Raw genomic sequence first — 17,637 nt, forward strand, 5'->3', positions numbered from 1 at the left:
AAGCAACGCCCTTGAGGCAGGTCTGACCCTCCACAGGCTGTAAAATCAGATCAATGAGCTCCGCCGATCTGACGCCTGAAGAGATTCAGGCCTGCCTCAAGGTTTTGAACACCATCCACGTCTATGACGAGGAGCACCCTGACTACGTCTCGGTGCGCCGCGCCACCGGCAAAATGTTCAAGGCCGTCAAGCGGCACCGCCGCGTCACCAAGCGAGACCTGATCGCCGAAGCGGACCGCGCCGTGTTGGCCCAGACCGCCACCGCTGCGCCGGACCGGATCGACGACGAGACGCGCGGCAACAAACTCGCCACGTCCGCCACGGGGAACGTCGCAGGCCACCTCATCAGGTCCCGGCCCTGCTACATCTGCAAGCAGCATTACACCCAGGTGGACGCCTTCTACCACCAGCTGTGCCCCGAGTGCGCGGCGTTCAGCCATTCCAAGCGCGATGCCCGCACCGATCTCACCGGCCGGCGCGCCCTCCTGACCGGCGGCCGCGCCAAGATCGGCATGTACATTGCCTTGCGGCTGCTGCGCGACGGCGCGCAGACCACCATCACCACGCGGTTCCCCAAGGATGCCGCGCGGCGCTTCGCGGCCATGGAGGACAGCGGTGAATGGCTGCACCGGCTGAAGATCGTGGGCATCGACCTCCGCGACCCCTCGCAGGTCATGGCCCTCACCGACAACCTCAATGCCGCCGGGCCGCTGGACATAATTATCAACAACGCCGCCCAGACGGTGCGCCGCTCCGGCAATGCCTACAAGCCTTTGGTCGACGCCGAGGACGAGCCGCTCCCAGCAGCCCTGGAGGCAGCCAACGGGGGCCCGGAACTGGTCACCTTCGGCCACGCACACGACAAGCACCCGCTCGCGATTGCCACCAGCGTCACCGAACACCCGGTCCTGGCAGGCGACGCCGTCACGTCCCTTGCCCTGTCCACCGGTTCGGCGTCACTGGAGCGGATCGCCGCCGGAACAGCCATCGACGCCGGCGGCCTGGTCCCGGACCTCGCCACCATCAACAGCTGGACGCAGGTGGTGGACGAGGTGGACCCGCTGGAGATGCTCGAGGTGCAGCTGTGCAACGTCACCGCGCCCTTCCTGCTGGTCAGCCGGCTGCGGGAGGCCATGAAGCGGTCCACTGCGCACCGCAAGTACATCGTCAACGTGTCCGCCATGGAGGGCCAGTTCTCCCGGGCCTACAAGGGACCGGGCCACCCGCACACCAACATGGCGAAGGCGGCCCTGAACATGATGACCCGGACCAGCGCCCAAGAGATGCTGGACTCGGACGGGATCCTCATGACCGCCGTCGATACCGGCTGGATCACCGACGAACGCCCCCACTTCACCAAGGTCCGGCTAATGGAGGAAGGCTTCCACGCGCCGCTGGACCTGGTGGACGGCGCAGCCCGCGTCTACGATCCGATCGTCATGGGCGAGAAGGGCGAAGACCAGTACGGAGTGTTCCTGAAGGACTACAAGTCCAGCCCCTGGTAAATGCTCGCGACTGCTGCCGTCGTTTCGTAGCATGGGTCCATGAACAGGCCATCAGACGACAGCGCACTGCAGGACAGGGCATCACAGGACGGAAAGCTCACCTTCGACCAGTGCTGGGACCTGCTTGCTGCTTCGGTGGTGGGGAGGCTCGCCCTCATCGTGGACGGCCACCCGGAAATATTTCCTGTCAATTTCGTCATCGAGCACCGCAGCATCGTCTTCCGCACCGCGGGCGGCACCAAGCTCTGGCAATCCAGCAAGGAGATGCCCGCTGCGTTTGAGATCGACGGCTACGATGCGGACAGCCAGGAGGCCTGGAGTGTCGTGGCACGCGGCACCACCGCCCTGGTGGACAGCAGTACCGAGCAGGCCGCGGCGGACGCACTGGGCCTGGAGCCATGGGAGCCCGGCGTCAAATCCCATTACGTCCGCCTGTCACTGCAGGTACTGACCGGGCGGCGCTTCAAGGTTACTGCTCCGCACATCTGGTCAACCCGGCTCGAGGACCAGCGCAGGGAGTCGTTCGAGTAGTCAGCCGCCCCGGAAGGCGGCCCGCGGCGGCAGGCTGCCCCGACTCTGGCAGGACAGGGGGCTCGGGCGTAGGCTCTGGTGCATGGCAGCTGACGCGTCGCCCGGCCCCCCTCCGGAGTCCGTGGAACATCTCGAATCCCGGCAGTGCTGGGACCTGCTGAGGCAGGTTTCGGTGGGCCGCCTCGCCGTCTGGGTGGACGACCACCCGGACATTTTCCCGCTCAACTACACGGTGGACCACGGAACGCTGGTGTTCCGGACAGGCACGGGAACCAAGCTTGGCGGCGCGCTGGGCGAAGCCCCGGTGGCGCTGGAGGCCGACGGCGTGGACGCCGTTTCGGGGCTGGCCTGGAGCGTGGTGGTCAAGGGCAAGGCCGCACCGGTCACCGGCATCGAGGAAGTGCTCGATTCCGCCTCGCTCTTCCTCTTCCCGTGGCAGGCGGGACAGAAGGACCACTTCATCCGCATCACGCCGGACTCGATCACCGGGAGGCGGTTCAAGGTCACCGCGCCGCTCACCTGGTGGACCCAGCTCAGCGGCGCGGTGAAGTCCTCACCGGAGTGACTCTCGAGTAGAGCGCACCTCAGACAGTGCGCCTAGGCCAGGCGGGTGATCTCCACGCTCACGCTCAGCTTCGAGCCGCCGCCGCCGGACAGGATGCCCTTCAGCGGAGGCACGTCCCGGTAGTCACGGCCGCGGGCCACCGTCACGTGGAAGTTTCCCGCCGGCTTGTGGTTGGTGGGGTCCCAGCTGCGCCATTCGCCGTCCCACCATTCCAGCCAGGCGTGGGACTGGCCGGCCACCGTCTCGCCGATGTCCGCCGTCGACCGCGGGTGCAGGTAACCCGAGACGTACCGGGCCGGGATACCGCAGCTGCGCAGGGCGCCGATGGCGAGGTGCGCCAGGTCCTGGCACACCCCCTGGCGCTGGGTCCAGGCTTCCTCGGCGTTAGTGGTGACGCCGGTAGTGCCTTTCATATAGGTCATCTCGCCGCGCATCCAGGCGAAGATGGCAAGGGCTGCCTCATGCGGGTTCTTGCCCTCGACTACGCCCGGGATGATGGCCAGGACTTCCTCCCCCGGTCCAGTCAGCTGGGACTGCGGGGCCCAGTCGCTGAACTGGTTGAGCGTCTCCGGGGAGGCGAGGTCGTCCCAGCCCACGATGTCGGCCTCCGACGGCACACGCACCGCGCGGTGGACCTCAACGGTGGTGGTGGCCAGGACTTCCAGATGCTCGTGCGGCATCTGCATGTCGAACGCGGTGACCCTGGTACCCCAGTAGTCGCGGTAGCTGCTGACAGCAGCCTGCGACGGCGTGACCTTCATGGAGGACTCCAGCACCACCTGCTGCGGGTCCGTCAGCGGGGTCATGCGGGCCTCGTTGTAGGACAAGGTGACGCGTCGCTTGTACTTGTAGCCTGTCCTGTGGACGATGCTCAGCCGGGTCATGAAACTTCTCCCACCCAGGCCAGTTCATCCGCCTGATTGAAGTACTTACGGGAAATGGCGTCCGACGCCTGCGCGACTGCCTTCTGGACGCGCTCCATGTGCTCCGGAAGCTCGGACATGAGGTCATCCGTGCGGTGGAACTCCAGGAACGTGCGGGCCTGGCCCACAATCCGCCGGGCGTCGTTGATGAAGCCGACGCGCTGGGCCGAGGGGTCCAGCTTGGCCAGGCACTCGTCGGCGTCACTCAGGGCGTAGACGATGGACCGCGGAAACAGTCGGTCCAGCAGGAGGAACTCGGCCGCGTGCTGGTCGCCGAAAGCCGCGCGGCGGGTCCGCAGGAAGGATTCGTAGGCGCCGGCACAGCGGAGCATGTTCACCCAGGACATGCCTGCGGAGAGGACGTCGCGGGTGGAGAGCATCCGGGCGGTCATGTCGGCCCGCTCCAGGGAGCGGCCCAGCGCCAGGAAGAGCCAGCTGTCGTCGTGGCTGACGGTGGTGTCGGCCAAGCCGCTGACCATGGCGGTGCGCTCGAGCACCCAGTGGCAGAAGCGGTACGTGCCCACCACGTCCTTGCGGTGCTGGTTCAGCCCGTAGTAGGTGGTGTTCAGGCTTTCCCAGAGGCCGGAGGAGACCGTCTCGCGGGCGCGCCTGGCGTTCTCACGGGCGGCGCCGAGGGACCCCGCAATCGAGGTTGCGCTGTGCTTGTCGTAGGCGAGGGCGTGAAGCAGTTCCTCCAGCCCAAAATCCTCGCTCTGGGGGCGCGCCCCCATGACGCCGAGGAGCTCGCGGGCAACGCTGCGCCGCTCTTCGGTGGGCAGGTGGTTCAGGCGCTCCAGGTGCACGTCGAGGATGCGTGCCGTGCCATCGGCCCGTTCAACGTAGCGGCCGATCCAGAACAGGGACTCGGCAATTCGGCTAAGCATTTGCGGTTACCTCCTGCGCGTCAGAAATCTGCTGTTGCTGCTGTTCCGACTGCCGGTCCCGCCAGTTGCTCTCGACCGGCCAGACGGAGACCCGCTCACGGACGGTGATCGACTGCTGCGGCAGCCGTTCCACCGGCACCTGCGGGGAACCAGCCAGGACCCAGGTGTCCTTCGACCCGCCGCCCTGGCTCGAATTCACGATCAGCGACCCTTCCTTGAGGGCCACGCGGGTCAGACCGCCGGGCAGCACCCAGACGTCGTCGCCGTCGTTGACCGCGAACGGCCGGAGGTCCACGTGCCGTGGGCCGAACTTGTCGCCGCTGAGGGTGGGCACGGTGGACAGCTGCAGCACCGGCTGCGCGATCCAGCCGCGCGGGTCGGCGATGACGCGCTTGCGCAGCGCCTCAAGCTCTTCTTTGGACGCGTCCGGGCCGATGACCAGGCCTTTGCCGCCGGAGCCGTCAACCGGCTTGACCACGAGTTCGTCCAGGCGGTCCAGGACGTGCTCGCGGGCTTCCTTCTCCTCGAGCCGGAAAGTGTCGACGTTGGCGATCACCGGTTCCTCGCCGAGGTAGTAGCGGATCAGGTCCGGGACGTAGCTGTAGACGAGTTTGTCGTCAGCCACGCCGTTGCCCACCGCGTTGGCGATCGTGACGCCGCCGGCACGGGCGGCGTTGACCAGGCCGGGGCAGCCGAGCATGGAGTCAGAGCGGAACTGCAGGGGGTCGAGGAAGTCGTCGTCGATACGCTTGTAGATGACGTCCACGCGCTGTTCGCCGGCGGTGGTGCGCATGTACACCCGGTTGCCGCGGCAGATGAGGTCGCGGCCCTCCACGAGTTCCACGCCCATCAGGCCGGCCAGGAGGGTGTGTTCGAAGTACGCGCTGTTGAAGACGCCGGGGGTCAGCACCACCACTGTGGGGTCGTCCACGCCCGACGGCGCCGTCTTGCGCAGCGCCGAAAGCAGCCGGCGCGGGTATTCCTCCACCGGGCGGATGAGCTGCTGGCCGAAGGCTTCCGGCAGGCCCTTTGCCATGGCCCTCCGGTTCTCCAGCACGTAGCTCACGCCGGAGGGCACGCGGACGTTGTCCTCCAGGACCCGGAACGTTCCGGCGGCGTCGCGGACCACGTCGATGCCGGAGATGTGCACCCGCACGCCGCCGGCCGGTTCGAAGCCGTGCACGGCGCGGTGGAAGTGCGCGCTGGTGGTGATCAGCTGACGCGGGATCACGCCGTCGGACACCACGGTCATTTTGTCGTAGACGTCGTTCAGGAACGCCTCGAGGGCCCGGACCCGCTGGGCCACACCGCCTTCCAGCACATCCCATTCGTCGGCGGGGATGACGCGCGGCACGATGTCCAGCGGAAACGGGCGCTCCTCCCCCGCGAAGTCGAAGGTCACACCGCGGTCCAGGAACGTCCTCGCCATCGAGTCCGCCCGCGCGCTGACGTCTGCCAGGGACAGCTCCCGCAAGGCGCCCGCAACCTGGCCATACGACTGGCGTGCCTTTTGCCCGGGGGCAAACATCTCGTCGTAGGCGCCGGTGCGGCCGGCAGCCTCGGAGTAATCCTGGAATAGGTCAGACATGGTCATTAGCCAACCACCTTTTTGTTGCGAATTCATTTCCCGTCCCGCCCTGGCGTGTTGGCGGGCTTCCGGTTGGTCTTTGGCGGCGGCGTCCGGCAAGGTTGGGAGGTGCCAGACTTCCGACTTCCGCCACCGCTGCTGCTGCAGTTGCGCGGGATGACGCATCAGAACTTTACCCGGATTCTGCCCGGCCTGCTGACCGCCGTCGTCGCCCTGGCCTTCGCCTTCGCAATACACGCCGCCGTGCCCGCGCTGCCGGCCATGACCCTGGCCGTGGTCCTGGGCCTGCTGGCGGCCAACCTGCCCTGCACGGGGGTGTGGACGGCCGGCCGGGCGCGGCCCGGGCTGGACTTCGCCGGCAAGCACCTGATGCGCGGCGGCATCGTGCTCCTGGGGCTGAAGGTGAGCCTCTCGGACGTGCTGGGCCTCGGCTGGCTGGCCCTCCTGCTCATCGCGGCGGTCGTGGTGGTCAGCTTTGCCGGCACCTATGGGATTTCCCGGCTGTTCCGGCTTCCGGCCGACACAGCCCTGCTGATCGCCACCGGATTTTCCATCTGCGGCGCCTCGGCGATCGGCGCGATGGCGGCGGTGCGGCGGATTAGCCACCGTGACACAGTCCTCCCGGTCGCGCTCGTAACGCTGTGCGGGACGCTGGCCATCGGCGTGCTCCCGCTGCTGGTCCATCCGCTGCAGCTGAGCGCCGGGGCCTTTGGTGCGTGGACCGGCGCCTCAGTCCACGACGTCGGGCAGGTGGTGGCCACGGCGCAAACCGCGGGTCCGGCGGCACTGGCCCTCGCCGTCGTCGTCAAACTCACCCGTGTGATCCTCCTGGCGCCGATGGTGGCCTTGGCCGGGGCAGAGCAGCGGATCCGGCACCGACGTGAGGCAGGCGCCCGGGCCGGCGGCCCCGCGGCGGGCAAGCCTCCGCTTGTCCCACTGTTCGTCGTTGGCTTCATCGTGATGGTGGCGCTCCGCTCCAGCGGCTGGCTCTCCGGCGGCTGGCTGGAAGCAGCGGCCTGCCTGCAGGACGTGCTGCTGGGTGCTGCCCTGTTTGGCCTGGGATCAGCGGTGCGGATCCGCACCCTGCTGCACACCGGTGCCCGCGCCGTGCTGGCCGCCTTTGCGGCGTGGCTGCTGATTGCCGTCCTGGGGCTGGCCGCTGCGCTGCTCATGGTGCAGTAGCTGCCCGTGGTGCAGTAGCCCGCGTGATTCAATAGCGTGGTGTCGAATCAGAACCTCCAGCGCAACGAAGCGGCAGAGCGGTCCGCCCTGGTCACCACCCACAGCTACGACGTCTCGCTCGACGTCCGCAGCGCAGCGGATCCGGACACGGCCGGCTACACCAGCCGCAGCACCATCGCCTTCTCGGCAGCGAAGCCGGGCGCATCCACCTTCCTGGACTTCATCGCCGGGGACGTGCACAGCGTGGTCCTGAACGGCGTGGAACTGCCAGTGCCGGACGTGGTGGACGGGGCGCGGATCCGGCTGGACAACCTGCAGGCCGAGAACAGGGTGACGGTCACCGGAACTGCCCTCTACAGCAGTTCGGGCGAGGGCATGCACCGGTTCTTCGACCCCGCCGACGGCCAGTGCTACCTCTACACCCAGTACGAGCCGGCCGATGCCCGCCGGGTCTTCGCGAACTTCGAACAGCCCGACCTCAAGGCCCGGTTCACCTTCTCCGTCACCGCCCCGGCCGGCTGGGAGGTGGCCTCCAACGGTGCCGAGGCGGTGCGCTTGCCCCTGACGGAGGACGACGCCGCGGCCCGCTGGAACTTCGCCCCCACCCTGCCCATGTCCACCTACATCACCTCAGTGTTGGCCGGGCCCTACTTTAGGGCCGAGGACCACTGGAGCAGGACGGACGACGGCGGGACCCGCCTGGACGTGCCGCTGGCACTTTACTGCCGGGCCTCCATGGCGCCCTCGTTCGACGCCGCCGAGCTGTTCAGGCTCACCAAGCAGGGCCTGGACTTCTTCAACCAGCTCTTTGATTACCCCTATCCGTGGGGCAAGTACGACCAGGCCTTCGTCCCGGAATACAACCTCGGGGCCATGGAAAATCCCGGGCTGGTCACCTTCACGGAAAACTACGTGTTCACTTCCCGGGCCGCCGACTCGCAGTACCAGGGCCGTGCCAACACCCTGCTGCACGAGATGGCGCACATGTGGTTCGGTGACCTCGTGACCATGCAGTGGTGGGACGACCTGTGGCTGAAGGAATCCTTCGCGGACTACATGGGCACCCTCGGCGTGGACCGCGCCACGGACTGGGACACGGCCTGGGTCAACTTCGCGAACAACCGCAAGGGCTGGGCGTACGTCCAGGACCAGCTGCCCACCACCCACCCCATTGTGGCCGACATCCCCGATCTCGAGGCGGCCAAGCAGAACTTCGACGGCATCACCTACGCGAAGGGCGCCTCCGTCCTGAAGCAGCTCGTGGCCTACGTTGGCTTCGACGCCTTCATTGCCGGCTCCCGGCAGTACTTCAGGGAGCACGAGTACGGCAACACCACGCTGGCTGACCTGCTCGGCGCACTGGAGAGCGCCTCCGGCCGGGACCTCACCACCTGGGCCCGGCAGTGGCTCCAGACCTCGGGGATCTCCACGTTGAGCGCCGAGCTGGAGACGGCCGAAGCGCCGGACGGAACTGCGGCCCTCGGGCGTGTCACGCTCCGGCAGGACGCGCCCGATCCCGTGACCGGCCGGCAGGAGCCGCGCCCGCACCGGCTGCGCATCGGGCTCTACAACTTCGACGACGCCGGCATGCTGGTCCGGACTGATGCGGTAGAGATTGATCTGGCCGGCGCGGCCGAGGAAGTCACGGCCCTGTCCGGGAAGGCCCGGCCTGCCCTGCTCCTCGTCAACGATGAGGACCTGAGTTATGCCAAGGTGCGGCTGGATCCGGCCTCCGAGGTGACCGTCCGTTCCTCCCTGGACCGGATCAGCGACCCCATGGCCCGTGCCCTGTGCTGGTCCGCGCTGTGGAATTCTGCCCGGGACGGCATTACACCGGCTTCGCAGTATGTGGACGCTGTCCTCCGCTTCGCTGCCGCCGAGTCCGGAATCGGCGTCCTGCTGAACATCCTGGGCAACGCCACCATGGCCCTTGAACAGTACGTTCCGGCCACTGGCCGTGAAGCACTGCGGAAGTCCTTTGCCGAGGGCGCGGCACGGGAGCTGCGCGCGGCGGAGCCCGGCTCCGACCAGCAGCTTGCCTGGGCCAGGACACTCGCCGCGGTCAGCCGCGCGGACGGCAGCCAGTCCGGACTCCTGCGCGGGCTGCTGGACGGCAGCGAGCGGGTGCCCGGACTGTCCGTGGACGCCGAGCTCCGCTGGAGCCTGTGGCACGCCCTGGCGGCCCGGAGCCTGGCCACGGAGCAGGAGCTCGGCGCCGAGCTGGCCAGGGACACCACGGCCTCCGGGCGGGCAGGCCACGCCACGGCGCTGGCGGCCCGGCCCGAGGCGGCCGTGAAGGCCGCGGCCTGGGAAGCAGCGGTCCGCGGGACGGCGCTCTCCAACCAGCTGCTGAGCGCTACCATTGCCGGATTCAACACCGCTTCCGAAGAACTCCTGGACCCGTTTGTGGAGCCCTACTTCGAGTGCCTGGAAACGGTGTGGGCGGAGCGGAGCATCGAAATCGCAAGCCGGATCGTCCGCGGCCTCTACCCGGCCGTCCGGGACATGGGCCCGGCCGGGACCCCGGAGGACCATGCGGTGGTGGCACGCACCGACCGCTGGCTGGCAGAACACGCGGACGCCCCGCGTGCCCTGCGCCGGATCATCATCGAGCAGCGGAGCCACCTGCACCGCTCCCTGGCCGCCCAGGCACTGTCGGTGAAAACCTCATCGACTGCTCCGTAGGTGCCCTTATCACCCCTCAAAAGGGCGCCTACGGAGCAGTCGGCGGGTTTGTCCAAGGGCGTTAGGGCACCCGGTGCAGCCAGGCGTCCGTGCTGAACTTTGATGCGACACGCTCGCGGGCGGTTTCCAGCTCCTGGGCCGTGATCTCCGACGGCGTGGCCCCGTAGCGCTCGGCGAACACCTCCGTCATGGCCGCTACGATCTCCGCCCGGGCCAGGCCGGTCTGGCGGCGCAGCGGGTCCACGCGTTTCTTGGCGCTGGTGGTTCCCTTGTCCGAGAGCTTTTCCTTGCCGATCCGGAGCACGTCCACCATCTTGTCGGCGTCAATGTCGTAACTCATGGTCACGTGGTGCAGCATGCCGCCGTTGGCGAGCCGCTTCTGCGCTGCCCCGCCGATCTTTCCCTGGCCGGTGGCGATGTCGTTGAGCGGGACGTAGAAGGCGTCGATGCCGAGCTTCTTCAGGGCGGCCATCACCCAGGCGTCGAGGAACGCGTAGGAGTCGGCGAAGCTTATTCCGTCCACGAGCGTCTGCGGCAGGTAAAGCGAATAGGTGATGCAGTTGCCGGCCTCCATGAACATCGCTCCCCCGCCGCTGATACGGCGGACCACGGTGATGCCGTGCCGGGCCACGCCGTCGGGATGCACCTCATTGCGGTAGGACTGGAAGCTGCCGATCACCACCGACGGTTCCTCCCAGTCCCAGAAGCGGATGGTGGGGTTGCGGCGGCCGGCGCCGACCTCCTCAGTGAGCACCTCGTCCAGCGCCACGTTCAGGTGCGTCGGCAGCACGCCGGGGGCGATGATGTTCCAGTGGTGGTCCGTCCATGCGGTAGCCTCGGCCAGCGCCCTGCGGACGGCGATGGCCACGGCGTCGGCCGAGAACCCGAACAGTACGGCGTCCTCCGGGAGGGCGGCCTCCACGGCGGCGGCGATGTCGGCCGCCGTCGAACTTTCCGGCAGTCCCACGAGGGCGCCGTTAATGGCCAGGAGGGCCTCGTCCGGTTCGAGGAAGAAGTCGCCGCTGAGGGAAACGTCCGTGAAGGCGCCGTCCTCGACGTCGAGATCCACCACCACGAGCTTGCCGCCCGGGACCTTGTACTCACCGTGCAGCCCTCGGGCCGCCTCTCTCCCTGCAGATGTTGGCGTGGCAGTCATGCCTTCCATCCTGCCCCACAAACGCGAAAAGCCCACACCGTTGCCGGTGCGGGCTTTCCAAAGAACCTTGGGGAGAAGTGAACTACTTCTTGCCGCCGAAGCCCTTGAAGCGAGCGTTGAAGCGCTCGACGCGGCCAGCGGAGTCCATGATGCGCTGCTTGCCCGTGTAGAACGGGTGGGACTCGGAGGAGATTTCGACGTCGATGACCGGGTAGGTGTTGCCGTCTTCCCACTCGATGGTCTTCGAGGAAGACACGGTGGAGCGGGTCAGGAACTTCGTGCCGGAGGCCAGGTCGTTGAAAACAACAGCTTCGTACTTCGGGTGGATATCAGACTTCATAATGGGACCTTTTGTTCACGCAACTGGATTTTGCCAGTTGCCAGGTATGAATGGGATGGCTTCCATTCGTGATTCGGCCAGCCGCGAGGCCAGCAAAAAGCACAGGGGAACCAGCTATCAATCATAGCGGATGGCGGAGGAACTAACGAACCATCGTTCCGGCGGGTTCAGGCCCGCGGCCGCAGTTCCCAGAATGCGACGGCGGACGCCGCTGCCACGTTGAGCGAGTCCACGCCCGCGCGCATCGGGATCTTCACGGCGAGGTCGACGGCGGCCAGCGTCTCGGCGCTCATGCCGGCACCTTCCGTGCCCAGCACCAGGGCGAGCCGCTCCGGGTTGCCTGCCGCCAGTTCGTCCAGGTCCACGGCGTCGTCAGTGAGTTCCATGGCCGCCACGGTGAAGCCCTGTTCCTTGAGGAGGGTCAGGTCCTGCGGCCAGCTGTCCAGCCGGGCCCAGGGCACCTGGAAGACAGTGCCCATGCTGACGCGGACGCTGCGGCGGTACAGCGGGTCGCCGCAGCGGGGCGAGACCAGGACGGCGTCGACGTCCAGCGCCGCTGCCGACCGGAAGATGGCCCCCACGTTGGTGTGGTCCACGATGTCCTCGAGCACTGCCACGCGCCGGGCGCCTGCCAGCAGTTCCGGCAGCGGGACCGGCGCCGGGCGGTGCATGGCCGCCATGGCTCCGCGGTGCAGGTGGAATCCGGTGATTTCCTCCAGGAGGCCGGCGCTGCCGATATAGGCGGGAACATCGGGGTATTGCTCGAAGATGTCGGCGAGGTCCGGCATCCACTTTTCGGCCAGGAAAAAGGACCGCGGCCGGTGCCCGGCGGCGAGGGCGCGCCGGAGGACACGGGAGGATTCGGCGATGTACATGCCCTCGGCGGGTTCGCGGAGCTTCCGCAGGTGGACATCCGTCAGCTGCGTGTAGTCGGCGACGCGTGGATCCGCGGCAGACTCGAGATAGTGGAAAGTCACCGGGCGGTCATTTCGGGAATCACGTGTATTTCATCAATCATTTGAGCAGGTTCGCAATTAGGAAGCCGAGTGCCACCAGGCCGAGTGCAAAGATGACGCCGCGCAGGACAGGCGGGGAGAGCCGGCGGCCCACCTTGGCGCCGACGAGGCCGCCGATGAGGGAGCTGACGGCGATGATGGCCACCACTGCCCAGTTGATCCGGTCGAAGGCAAACAGCAGATAGGAGGCGGCCGCGATCAGGTTCACGCCCAGCACCAGGACGTTCTTCATGGCGTTGGCGTTCTGGATGGTGCCCGTCATGAACACGCCGAGGATGCCCACCAGCAGGATTCCCTGGGCCGCGACGAAGTAGCCGCCGTACACTCCGGCGAGGAAAACAAGCACCACCAGCAAAATGCCGTGGTGCTTGTCGCGGAGGGCATGCTCGGGGTTTTCCTCGCGGTTCCGCACCCACCGTTGAAGCCTGGGCTGGAACACCACCATCAGCAGGGCCACGACAATGAGCACCGGCGCCGCGTAGTGGAAGACCTTCTCCGGCAGATGAAGCAGGAGCCAGGCGCCGGTGATGCCGCCCAGCAGGGAAGCCGGGAGCAGCCGCAGGAGTTGCCGGCCGCGGCCCTTGAGCTCGCGGCGGTAACCCCACGCGCCCGCGGCGCCACCGGCGACGAGGCCCATGGCGTTGCTCATGGAGGCCGTCACCGGTGCGAGGCCCAGGGCGATCAGCACCGGGAAGGTGACAAGGGTTCCGGACCCGACAACGCTGTTGATGGTGCCGGCCCAGAGGCCGGCGAAGAACACAAGGATGCCGCTGAAAAACTCCACGCTCTGCCGCCCGCGCCGCTAGCGGCGGGCGGTTGCTGCGTAACGGCCGGCGTTCACCGTGACGTCGAGGGGCAGGCCGAAGGTCTCGCTCAGGTTGCCCGAGGTGAGGACCTCTTCGACCGGGCCGGCAGCCACCACTTCGCCGTCGCGCATGAGCATGGCGTGGGTGAAGCCCGGGGGAACTTCTTCAAGGTGGTGGGTGACCAGCACTATCGCCGGGGCGTCCTCGTCCATGGCCAACTGGCTAAGGCGGTGCACGAGGTCCTCGCGGCCACCGAGATCCAGGCCGGCGGCAGGCTCGTCGAGCAGCAGCAGTTCGGGGTCGGTCATGAGGGCCCGGGCAATCTGGACGCGCTTGCGTTCCCCCTCGGACAGCGTGGAGAACTTGCGGTTCAGGAGCGGGCCCATGCCCCAGTCGTTCAGGAGGGCGAACGCACGGCGTTCGTCGTCCTTCTCGTAGCCCTCGCGCCAGCGGCCGGTCACGCCGTAGGCGGCAGTGACGACGACATTGAGTACCGTCTCGTATTCGGGAATTTGGTTCGCCAGGGCGGCCGAGGAGAGGCCGATCCGCGGCCGCAGCTCGAAGACGTCCACCTTGCCGAGGCTTTCGTCCAGGATGCCGGCGATGCCGCTGGTGGGGTGCAGCCTCGCGGCCGCGATCTGCAGCAGAGTGGTCTTGCCGGCGCCGTTGGGGCCGAGGATGACCCACCGCTCGCCTTCACTGACCTGCCAGTCCACCTTGCTCAGGAGCGTTTTGGCTCCGCGCACAACGCTGACGGCGGCCATTTCAAGAACATCACTCATAGAAGTAGACACTAGGACAAAACACCTTGCGACTGATAACCGGCCCGCAATCGGCCGCGATAGCGCTGCACGGCATCGGCGTTGCCGCACCGGGCTGAGCAGTACCCACGGTTGCCGCCACGGCTGGTGTCGGCGAATACGCGGCCGCAGTCCCGCAGGGCGCAGACGCCAAGCCGTTCACCGGCCGCCTCCGTCATGAAGATGGCCAGCCCGCCGGCGGTCACCGCACGCACTCTTTCGACCACGGTTTCGCTGGCGTCGGCAAAATGAAGATGCGGGAGCATGCCGTCGTGCGTAGTCAGAAACACGCGCCGCACGCCCCCGGCCAGCAGGTCATTGACTGCAGAGCAGCGGGCCCCCTGGTCCTCGGCGGCGAAAACCGTCTGCAGCCGGATTGCCCGCTCCCGCAGTTCGTCCTGGTTGGCGGCTGTGACCCTGGGCGAGCGGAACAGGTGGCTTGTCAGGAGATCCTGCAGCGCACCGCTGTCCCACAGGCCGTCCGCGAGCATGTTGACGAGGGACTCCGCCAGCCGCACACCGTGCATGTTGTCATGGTTGAACTGCATAAACCCATGACAACACAGTTGTCCTGTGGAGTTTTCCGCAACGAGCATCTGTCCGAGGGGACCATCCGAGTTGACCAACACCGCCGAAGCAACCCGTTCCACCCAGCGCCGCATTGTGCGGACCTTGTCGGTCGCCCAGATCTTCTCCGGCCTGGGCAACGGCTCAACCCTGGCCCTGGGCTCCATCCTTGCTGTTGACCTGTCGGGATCCGAGGCGTGGGCCGGGTCCGTCAACACCGCCCTCACCCTCGGCACCGCAGTCACGGCGATTCCGCTCTCCCGCCTGGCCCTTCAGCGAGGACGCCGGGTGGCCCTCACCACCGGCCTGGCCGCGGCGATCGCTGGCACCTTCCTGATGGTCGCCGCCGTCACCACGGAACTGTTTGTGCTCCTGCTTGGCGGGGCCTTCCTGGTGGGACTGGCTTCCGCGGTGAACCTGCAGGCCCGCTTCGCCGCCACTGACCTGGCCGAGCCCGCCCATCGGGGACGGGACCTCTCCCTGGTGGTGTGGGCAATCACCATCGGGGCTGTCGCCGGGCCCAACATGGTGGCTCCCGGGGCCGTCCTGGCAGGCTGGCTGGACATCCCGCCCGCTGCCGGACCCTTCCTGATTTCCGCGCTGGGGATGGTGGTGGGCGCTGCCATCGTGGCGCTGGCCCTCCACCCGGACCCGCTCCTGACCCGGCGCGGCCTCGACGGGGAAGACCTGCTTCCCGTGGCACAACGCTCGGGTGCCTGGCGGGAGGGCTGGCGGATCGTTAGGGAACACCCCACCGCCCGCGGGGCGGTCACAGCGGTCATTGCCGCCCACGCGGTGATGGTGGCCGTCATGTCCATGACGCCGCTGCATATGCAGCACCACGCCGGGCACTCCGCCGGCGCCCCCGACACCATCGCGCTGATCGGCCTCACCATCTCGCTCCACATCGCGGGCATGTATGCTCTGTCACCGCTGATGGGCGCCCTCACCGACCGGCTCGGACCGCGCACCACCGCGCTGGCAGGCCTGCTGACTTTGCTCGCGGCTGTGGCACTGACCGGACTGGCGGCCCAGAGCGTGGGCTCGGTGACCGTCGGCCTGATCCTCCTGGGGTTGGGCTGGTCGGCGACCACCGTCGCCGGCTCCACCCTGCTTGTCGCCTCCCTGACGCCTGCGGAGCGCATTCCCGTCCAGGGGTTCTCGGACGCCACCATGTCCCTGGCCGGGGCGGTGGGAAGCGCGGCGGCGGGGCCCATAATGGGCCTGGCCGGCTACTCCGGCGTCAGCGCCTTGGCGGCGGCAGTCGTCGCGGCCGCGGCCGTGGCACTGCTACGGCTGCGCGTCCGGAGCTGACGAATCAGCAGCGGGCAAACTGTTCGGCGCCCGGCCGTTGAGCGCTCCGGGGCGACTTTCCGCAGGACCGTGCCGGGCTGCGTCGGTAAACATGGCCACCGCTGCAACAGCCAGCGCGACCCCGAGGGAAGCCACGACATCGGTGAGCCAGTGATAGCCCAGATACAGCCGGCTCAAGCCAACCAGCGCGGTGAGTGCCAGGGCCGCAGAGAACCCAAGAACCGCCGTCGTACGCGTTCCGGACCGTGACAGGACGAGGTAGGCGAGCACTACCGTGAACACCCCGATTCCCACGGTGTGGCCCGAGGGGAACGAGAGCGCGTCGTCCGGGCCGAGCAGGAAGTCCGACGACGGCGGGCGGGACCGGCTGACAAGTTGCTTGATGAGGGTGGTCACCACCACGGCCAGCACCATGGCACCTGTGAGCACCGCCGGGCGCCACAATTCGCGCTTCCAGACGGCCCATACGAGGGCAAACACGGCGCCAATCACGGTCAGGACTTCCGGCGCTGTCACTATAGTCAGGCCGGCCAATAGTGCGGTGGCGGCGGGACTCCGGGAATCTACCATCACGCTGTGTACAGGTCCGTCCATGGCGGCCAGCCCGGAGTCCGACTGGATGGCAGCGAACATGAGCCAGAAAACTGCGTCACCAGCCACCAGGAGAGCCCCGGCCCACCCGAAAAGCGCGTGCTGCGACGCGCTCGGCGTTGGTGCCGGGCGCAGACGGGCAATCAGGGCAGAGATCATCCGACTATTTTGCCGGACCGGCCTCCGGGTTGGCCGGACGTTTGCTGGGAGCCGGCTGAGGACCGCTGCCGCGCAATGGATTCGGGCGGCGGCGCCACGCTGGATAAGATTACAGCCATGACTTCGAACGTGACTGCGGTCAGCTATGGCCTGAAACTGTCCCCCTCGGAACCGGAAAACCTGCGGTCCCTGCTGGCGGACTCTGGTGCCACTTTTGCGGCTGCCTCCAGCTCAGGCGACGGACGCTTTGAGGTCTGCACCCTGGACTTTTCCGTGCCCTCCGGATCCGCCGCCGACATCGCCGGCCTGCGGCATGCGATTGCCGCCGGCAAGGCGCGCGCCGAGCGGACCGGAGTGGGCACCGCCATCGTGCCCGCTGAACTGCGGAAGGCGGAGCGCAAGCTCCTCATCATGGACGTCGACTCCACCCTCATCCAGCAGGAGGTCATCGAGCTCCTCGCCGCCTATGCCGGTAAGCGCGACGAAGTCACCGCCGTCACCGAAGCAGCCATGCGCGGAGAACTCGACTTCGCGGAAAGCCTTCACGCCCGGGTGGCCGTCCTCGCAGGGCTGCCGGCCGCCGTCGTCGACTACGTCCGGGCGGAAGTGCAGCTGAGTGAGGGAGCCGCAGAGTTGGTGGCCGCGTTCAAGGCCGCAGGCCATGCCGTGGCGGTAGTGTCCGGCGGCTTCAACCAGATCCTGCGCCCCATCGCCGAGGACCTCGGCATGGACTACTGGATCGCCAACGAACTGGAGATTGTGGACGGCTTCCTGACCGGCAAGGTCCTCGGCGCCGTGATCGACCGCGCCGCCAAGGAAAAATACCTCCGCGAATGGGCGGCCGCCGAGGGCATCGCGCTGGAGCACACCATCGCGGTGGGTGACGGCGCCAATGACCTGGACATGCTCGGCGCCGCGGGCATCGGGGTGGCCTTCAATGCCAAGCCCGCCGTCCGCGCCGTGGCCGACGCAGCCATCAACATGCCCTACCTCGACGCGGTGCGGCACATCGCCGGCGTCTGAAC

At 67.6% G+C, this 17,637-nt stretch carries 17 protein-coding genes; 7 read left to right on the forward strand and 10 right to left on the reverse strand.

The window, feature by feature from the left end:
* Positions 1-53: 53 nt before the first annotated feature.
* From ACTHQX_RS16390 to ACTHQX_RS16400, 3 genes are all read left to right on the forward strand, one after another.
* On the forward strand, positions 54-1,505 hold the full coding sequence (locus ACTHQX_RS16390) for an SDR family NAD(P)-dependent oxidoreductase (protein WP_236803354.1): 1,452 nt from the start codon (positions 54-56) through the stop codon (positions 1,503-1,505).
* Between the two features lie 39 nt (positions 1,506-1,544).
* A complete protein-coding gene (locus ACTHQX_RS16395) occupies positions 1,545-2,036 on the forward strand; it encodes a pyridoxamine 5'-phosphate oxidase family protein (protein WP_236803353.1) in 492 nt (163 codons plus the stop codon).
* An 82-nt stretch (positions 2,037-2,118) separates the two neighbouring features.
* On the forward strand, positions 2,119-2,601 hold the full coding sequence (locus tag ACTHQX_RS16400) for a pyridoxamine 5'-phosphate oxidase family protein (RefSeq protein ID WP_236803352.1): 483 nt from the start codon (positions 2,119-2,121) through the stop codon (positions 2,599-2,601).
* A gap of 32 nt (positions 2,602-2,633) precedes the next feature.
* On the opposite strand, the gene ACTHQX_RS16405 is transcribed toward ACTHQX_RS16400, so the two are convergent.
* The 3 genes from ACTHQX_RS16405 to ACTHQX_RS16415 are packed head-to-tail and all read right to left on the reverse strand — an operon-like array spanning position 2,634 to position 5,996.
* The gene (locus ACTHQX_RS16405) at positions 2,634-3,485 is read right to left on the reverse strand and encodes a transglutaminase family protein (protein ID WP_236803351.1); all 852 of its coding nucleotides are present in this window, start codon (positions 3,483-3,485) and stop codon (positions 2,634-2,636) included.
* The gene (locus tag ACTHQX_RS16410; protein ID WP_111904779.1) at positions 3,482-4,408 is read right to left on the reverse strand and encodes an alpha-E domain-containing protein; all 927 of its coding nucleotides are present in this window, start codon (positions 4,406-4,408) and stop codon (positions 3,482-3,484) included. Before ACTHQX_RS16410 ends, ACTHQX_RS16405 begins: the two co-directional genes overlap by 4 nt.
* Positions 4,401-5,996: a circularly permuted type 2 ATP-grasp protein gene (locus tag ACTHQX_RS16415; RefSeq protein WP_236809314.1), complete on the reverse strand. Its 1,596-nt coding sequence runs from the start codon at positions 5,994-5,996 to the stop codon at positions 4,401-4,403. Before ACTHQX_RS16415 ends, ACTHQX_RS16410 begins: the two co-directional genes overlap by 8 nt.
* 156 nt (positions 5,997-6,152) lie before the next feature.
* Between ACTHQX_RS16415 and ACTHQX_RS16420 the strand changes: the two genes are divergently transcribed.
* Both ACTHQX_RS16420 and pepN read left to right on the forward strand, forming a co-directional pair.
* Entirely contained in the window at positions 6,153-7,178 is a 1,026-nt protein-coding gene (locus ACTHQX_RS16420; protein ID WP_236809312.1) for a YeiH family protein, read from the forward strand.
* Positions 7,179-7,217: 39 nt separating this feature from the next.
* On the forward strand, positions 7,218-9,863 hold the full coding sequence (pepN, locus tag ACTHQX_RS16425) for an aminopeptidase N (protein ID WP_440158500.1): 2,646 nt from the start codon (positions 7,218-7,220) through the stop codon (positions 9,861-9,863).
* A gap of 61 nt (positions 9,864-9,924) precedes the next feature.
* On the opposite strand, the gene ACTHQX_RS16430 is transcribed toward pepN, so the two are convergent.
* From ACTHQX_RS16430 to ACTHQX_RS16455, 6 genes are all read right to left on the reverse strand, one after another.
* A complete protein-coding gene (locus ACTHQX_RS16430) occupies positions 9,925-11,019 on the reverse strand; it encodes a lipoate--protein ligase family protein (RefSeq protein ID WP_440158501.1) in 1,095 nt (364 codons plus the stop codon).
* A gap of 82 nt (positions 11,020-11,101) precedes the next feature.
* Positions 11,102-11,359, reverse strand: a complete 258-nt coding sequence (locus tag ACTHQX_RS16435) for a type B 50S ribosomal protein L31 (RefSeq protein ID WP_003802336.1) — start codon at positions 11,357-11,359, stop codon at positions 11,102-11,104.
* A gap of 167 nt (positions 11,360-11,526) precedes the next feature.
* Positions 11,527-12,336: a TrmH family RNA methyltransferase gene (locus ACTHQX_RS16440; RefSeq protein ID WP_440158502.1), complete on the reverse strand. Its 810-nt coding sequence runs from the start codon at positions 12,334-12,336 to the stop codon at positions 11,527-11,529.
* Positions 12,337-12,373: 37 nt separating this feature from the next.
* The gene (locus ACTHQX_RS16445; protein WP_440158503.1) at positions 12,374-13,159 is read right to left on the reverse strand and encodes a sulfite exporter TauE/SafE family protein; all 786 of its coding nucleotides are present in this window, start codon (positions 13,157-13,159) and stop codon (positions 12,374-12,376) included.
* 18 nt (positions 13,160-13,177) lie between these two features.
* Complete coding sequence (locus tag ACTHQX_RS16450; protein ID WP_440158504.1) at positions 13,178-13,963, reverse strand: ABC transporter ATP-binding protein; 786 nt, start codon at positions 13,961-13,963, stop codon at positions 13,178-13,180.
* Between the two features lie 11 nt (positions 13,964-13,974).
* Positions 13,975-14,577 (reverse strand): CGNR zinc finger domain-containing protein, encoded by a 603-nt coding sequence (locus ACTHQX_RS16455; protein WP_440158505.1) that lies wholly within the window; start codon positions 14,575-14,577, stop codon positions 13,975-13,977.
* Between the two features lie 22 nt (positions 14,578-14,599).
* Between ACTHQX_RS16455 and ACTHQX_RS16460 the strand changes: the two genes are divergently transcribed.
* Complete coding sequence (locus tag ACTHQX_RS16460) at positions 14,600-15,862, forward strand: MFS transporter (protein ID WP_440158506.1); 1,263 nt, start codon at positions 14,600-14,602, stop codon at positions 15,860-15,862.
* Here ACTHQX_RS16460 and ACTHQX_RS16465 read toward each other — a convergent pair.
* Positions 15,839-16,612, reverse strand: a complete 774-nt coding sequence (locus ACTHQX_RS16465) for a phosphatase PAP2 family protein (protein ID WP_440158507.1) — start codon at positions 16,610-16,612, stop codon at positions 15,839-15,841. The genes ACTHQX_RS16460 and ACTHQX_RS16465 overlap by 24 nt on opposite strands.
* A gap of 117 nt (positions 16,613-16,729) precedes the next feature.
* Here ACTHQX_RS16465 and serB point away from each other — a divergent pair, with 117 nt between their 5' ends.
* Positions 16,730-17,635: a phosphoserine phosphatase SerB gene (serB, locus tag ACTHQX_RS16470; protein WP_440158508.1), complete on the forward strand. Its 906-nt coding sequence runs from the start codon at positions 16,730-16,732 to the stop codon at positions 17,633-17,635.
* Positions 17,636-17,637: the final 2 nt, after the last annotated feature.

Origin of the sequence: Arthrobacter sp. SAFR-023 (assembly GCF_051965295.1) — a bacterium.
GTDB lineage: Bacteria > Actinomycetota > Actinomycetes > Actinomycetales > Micrococcaceae > Arthrobacter.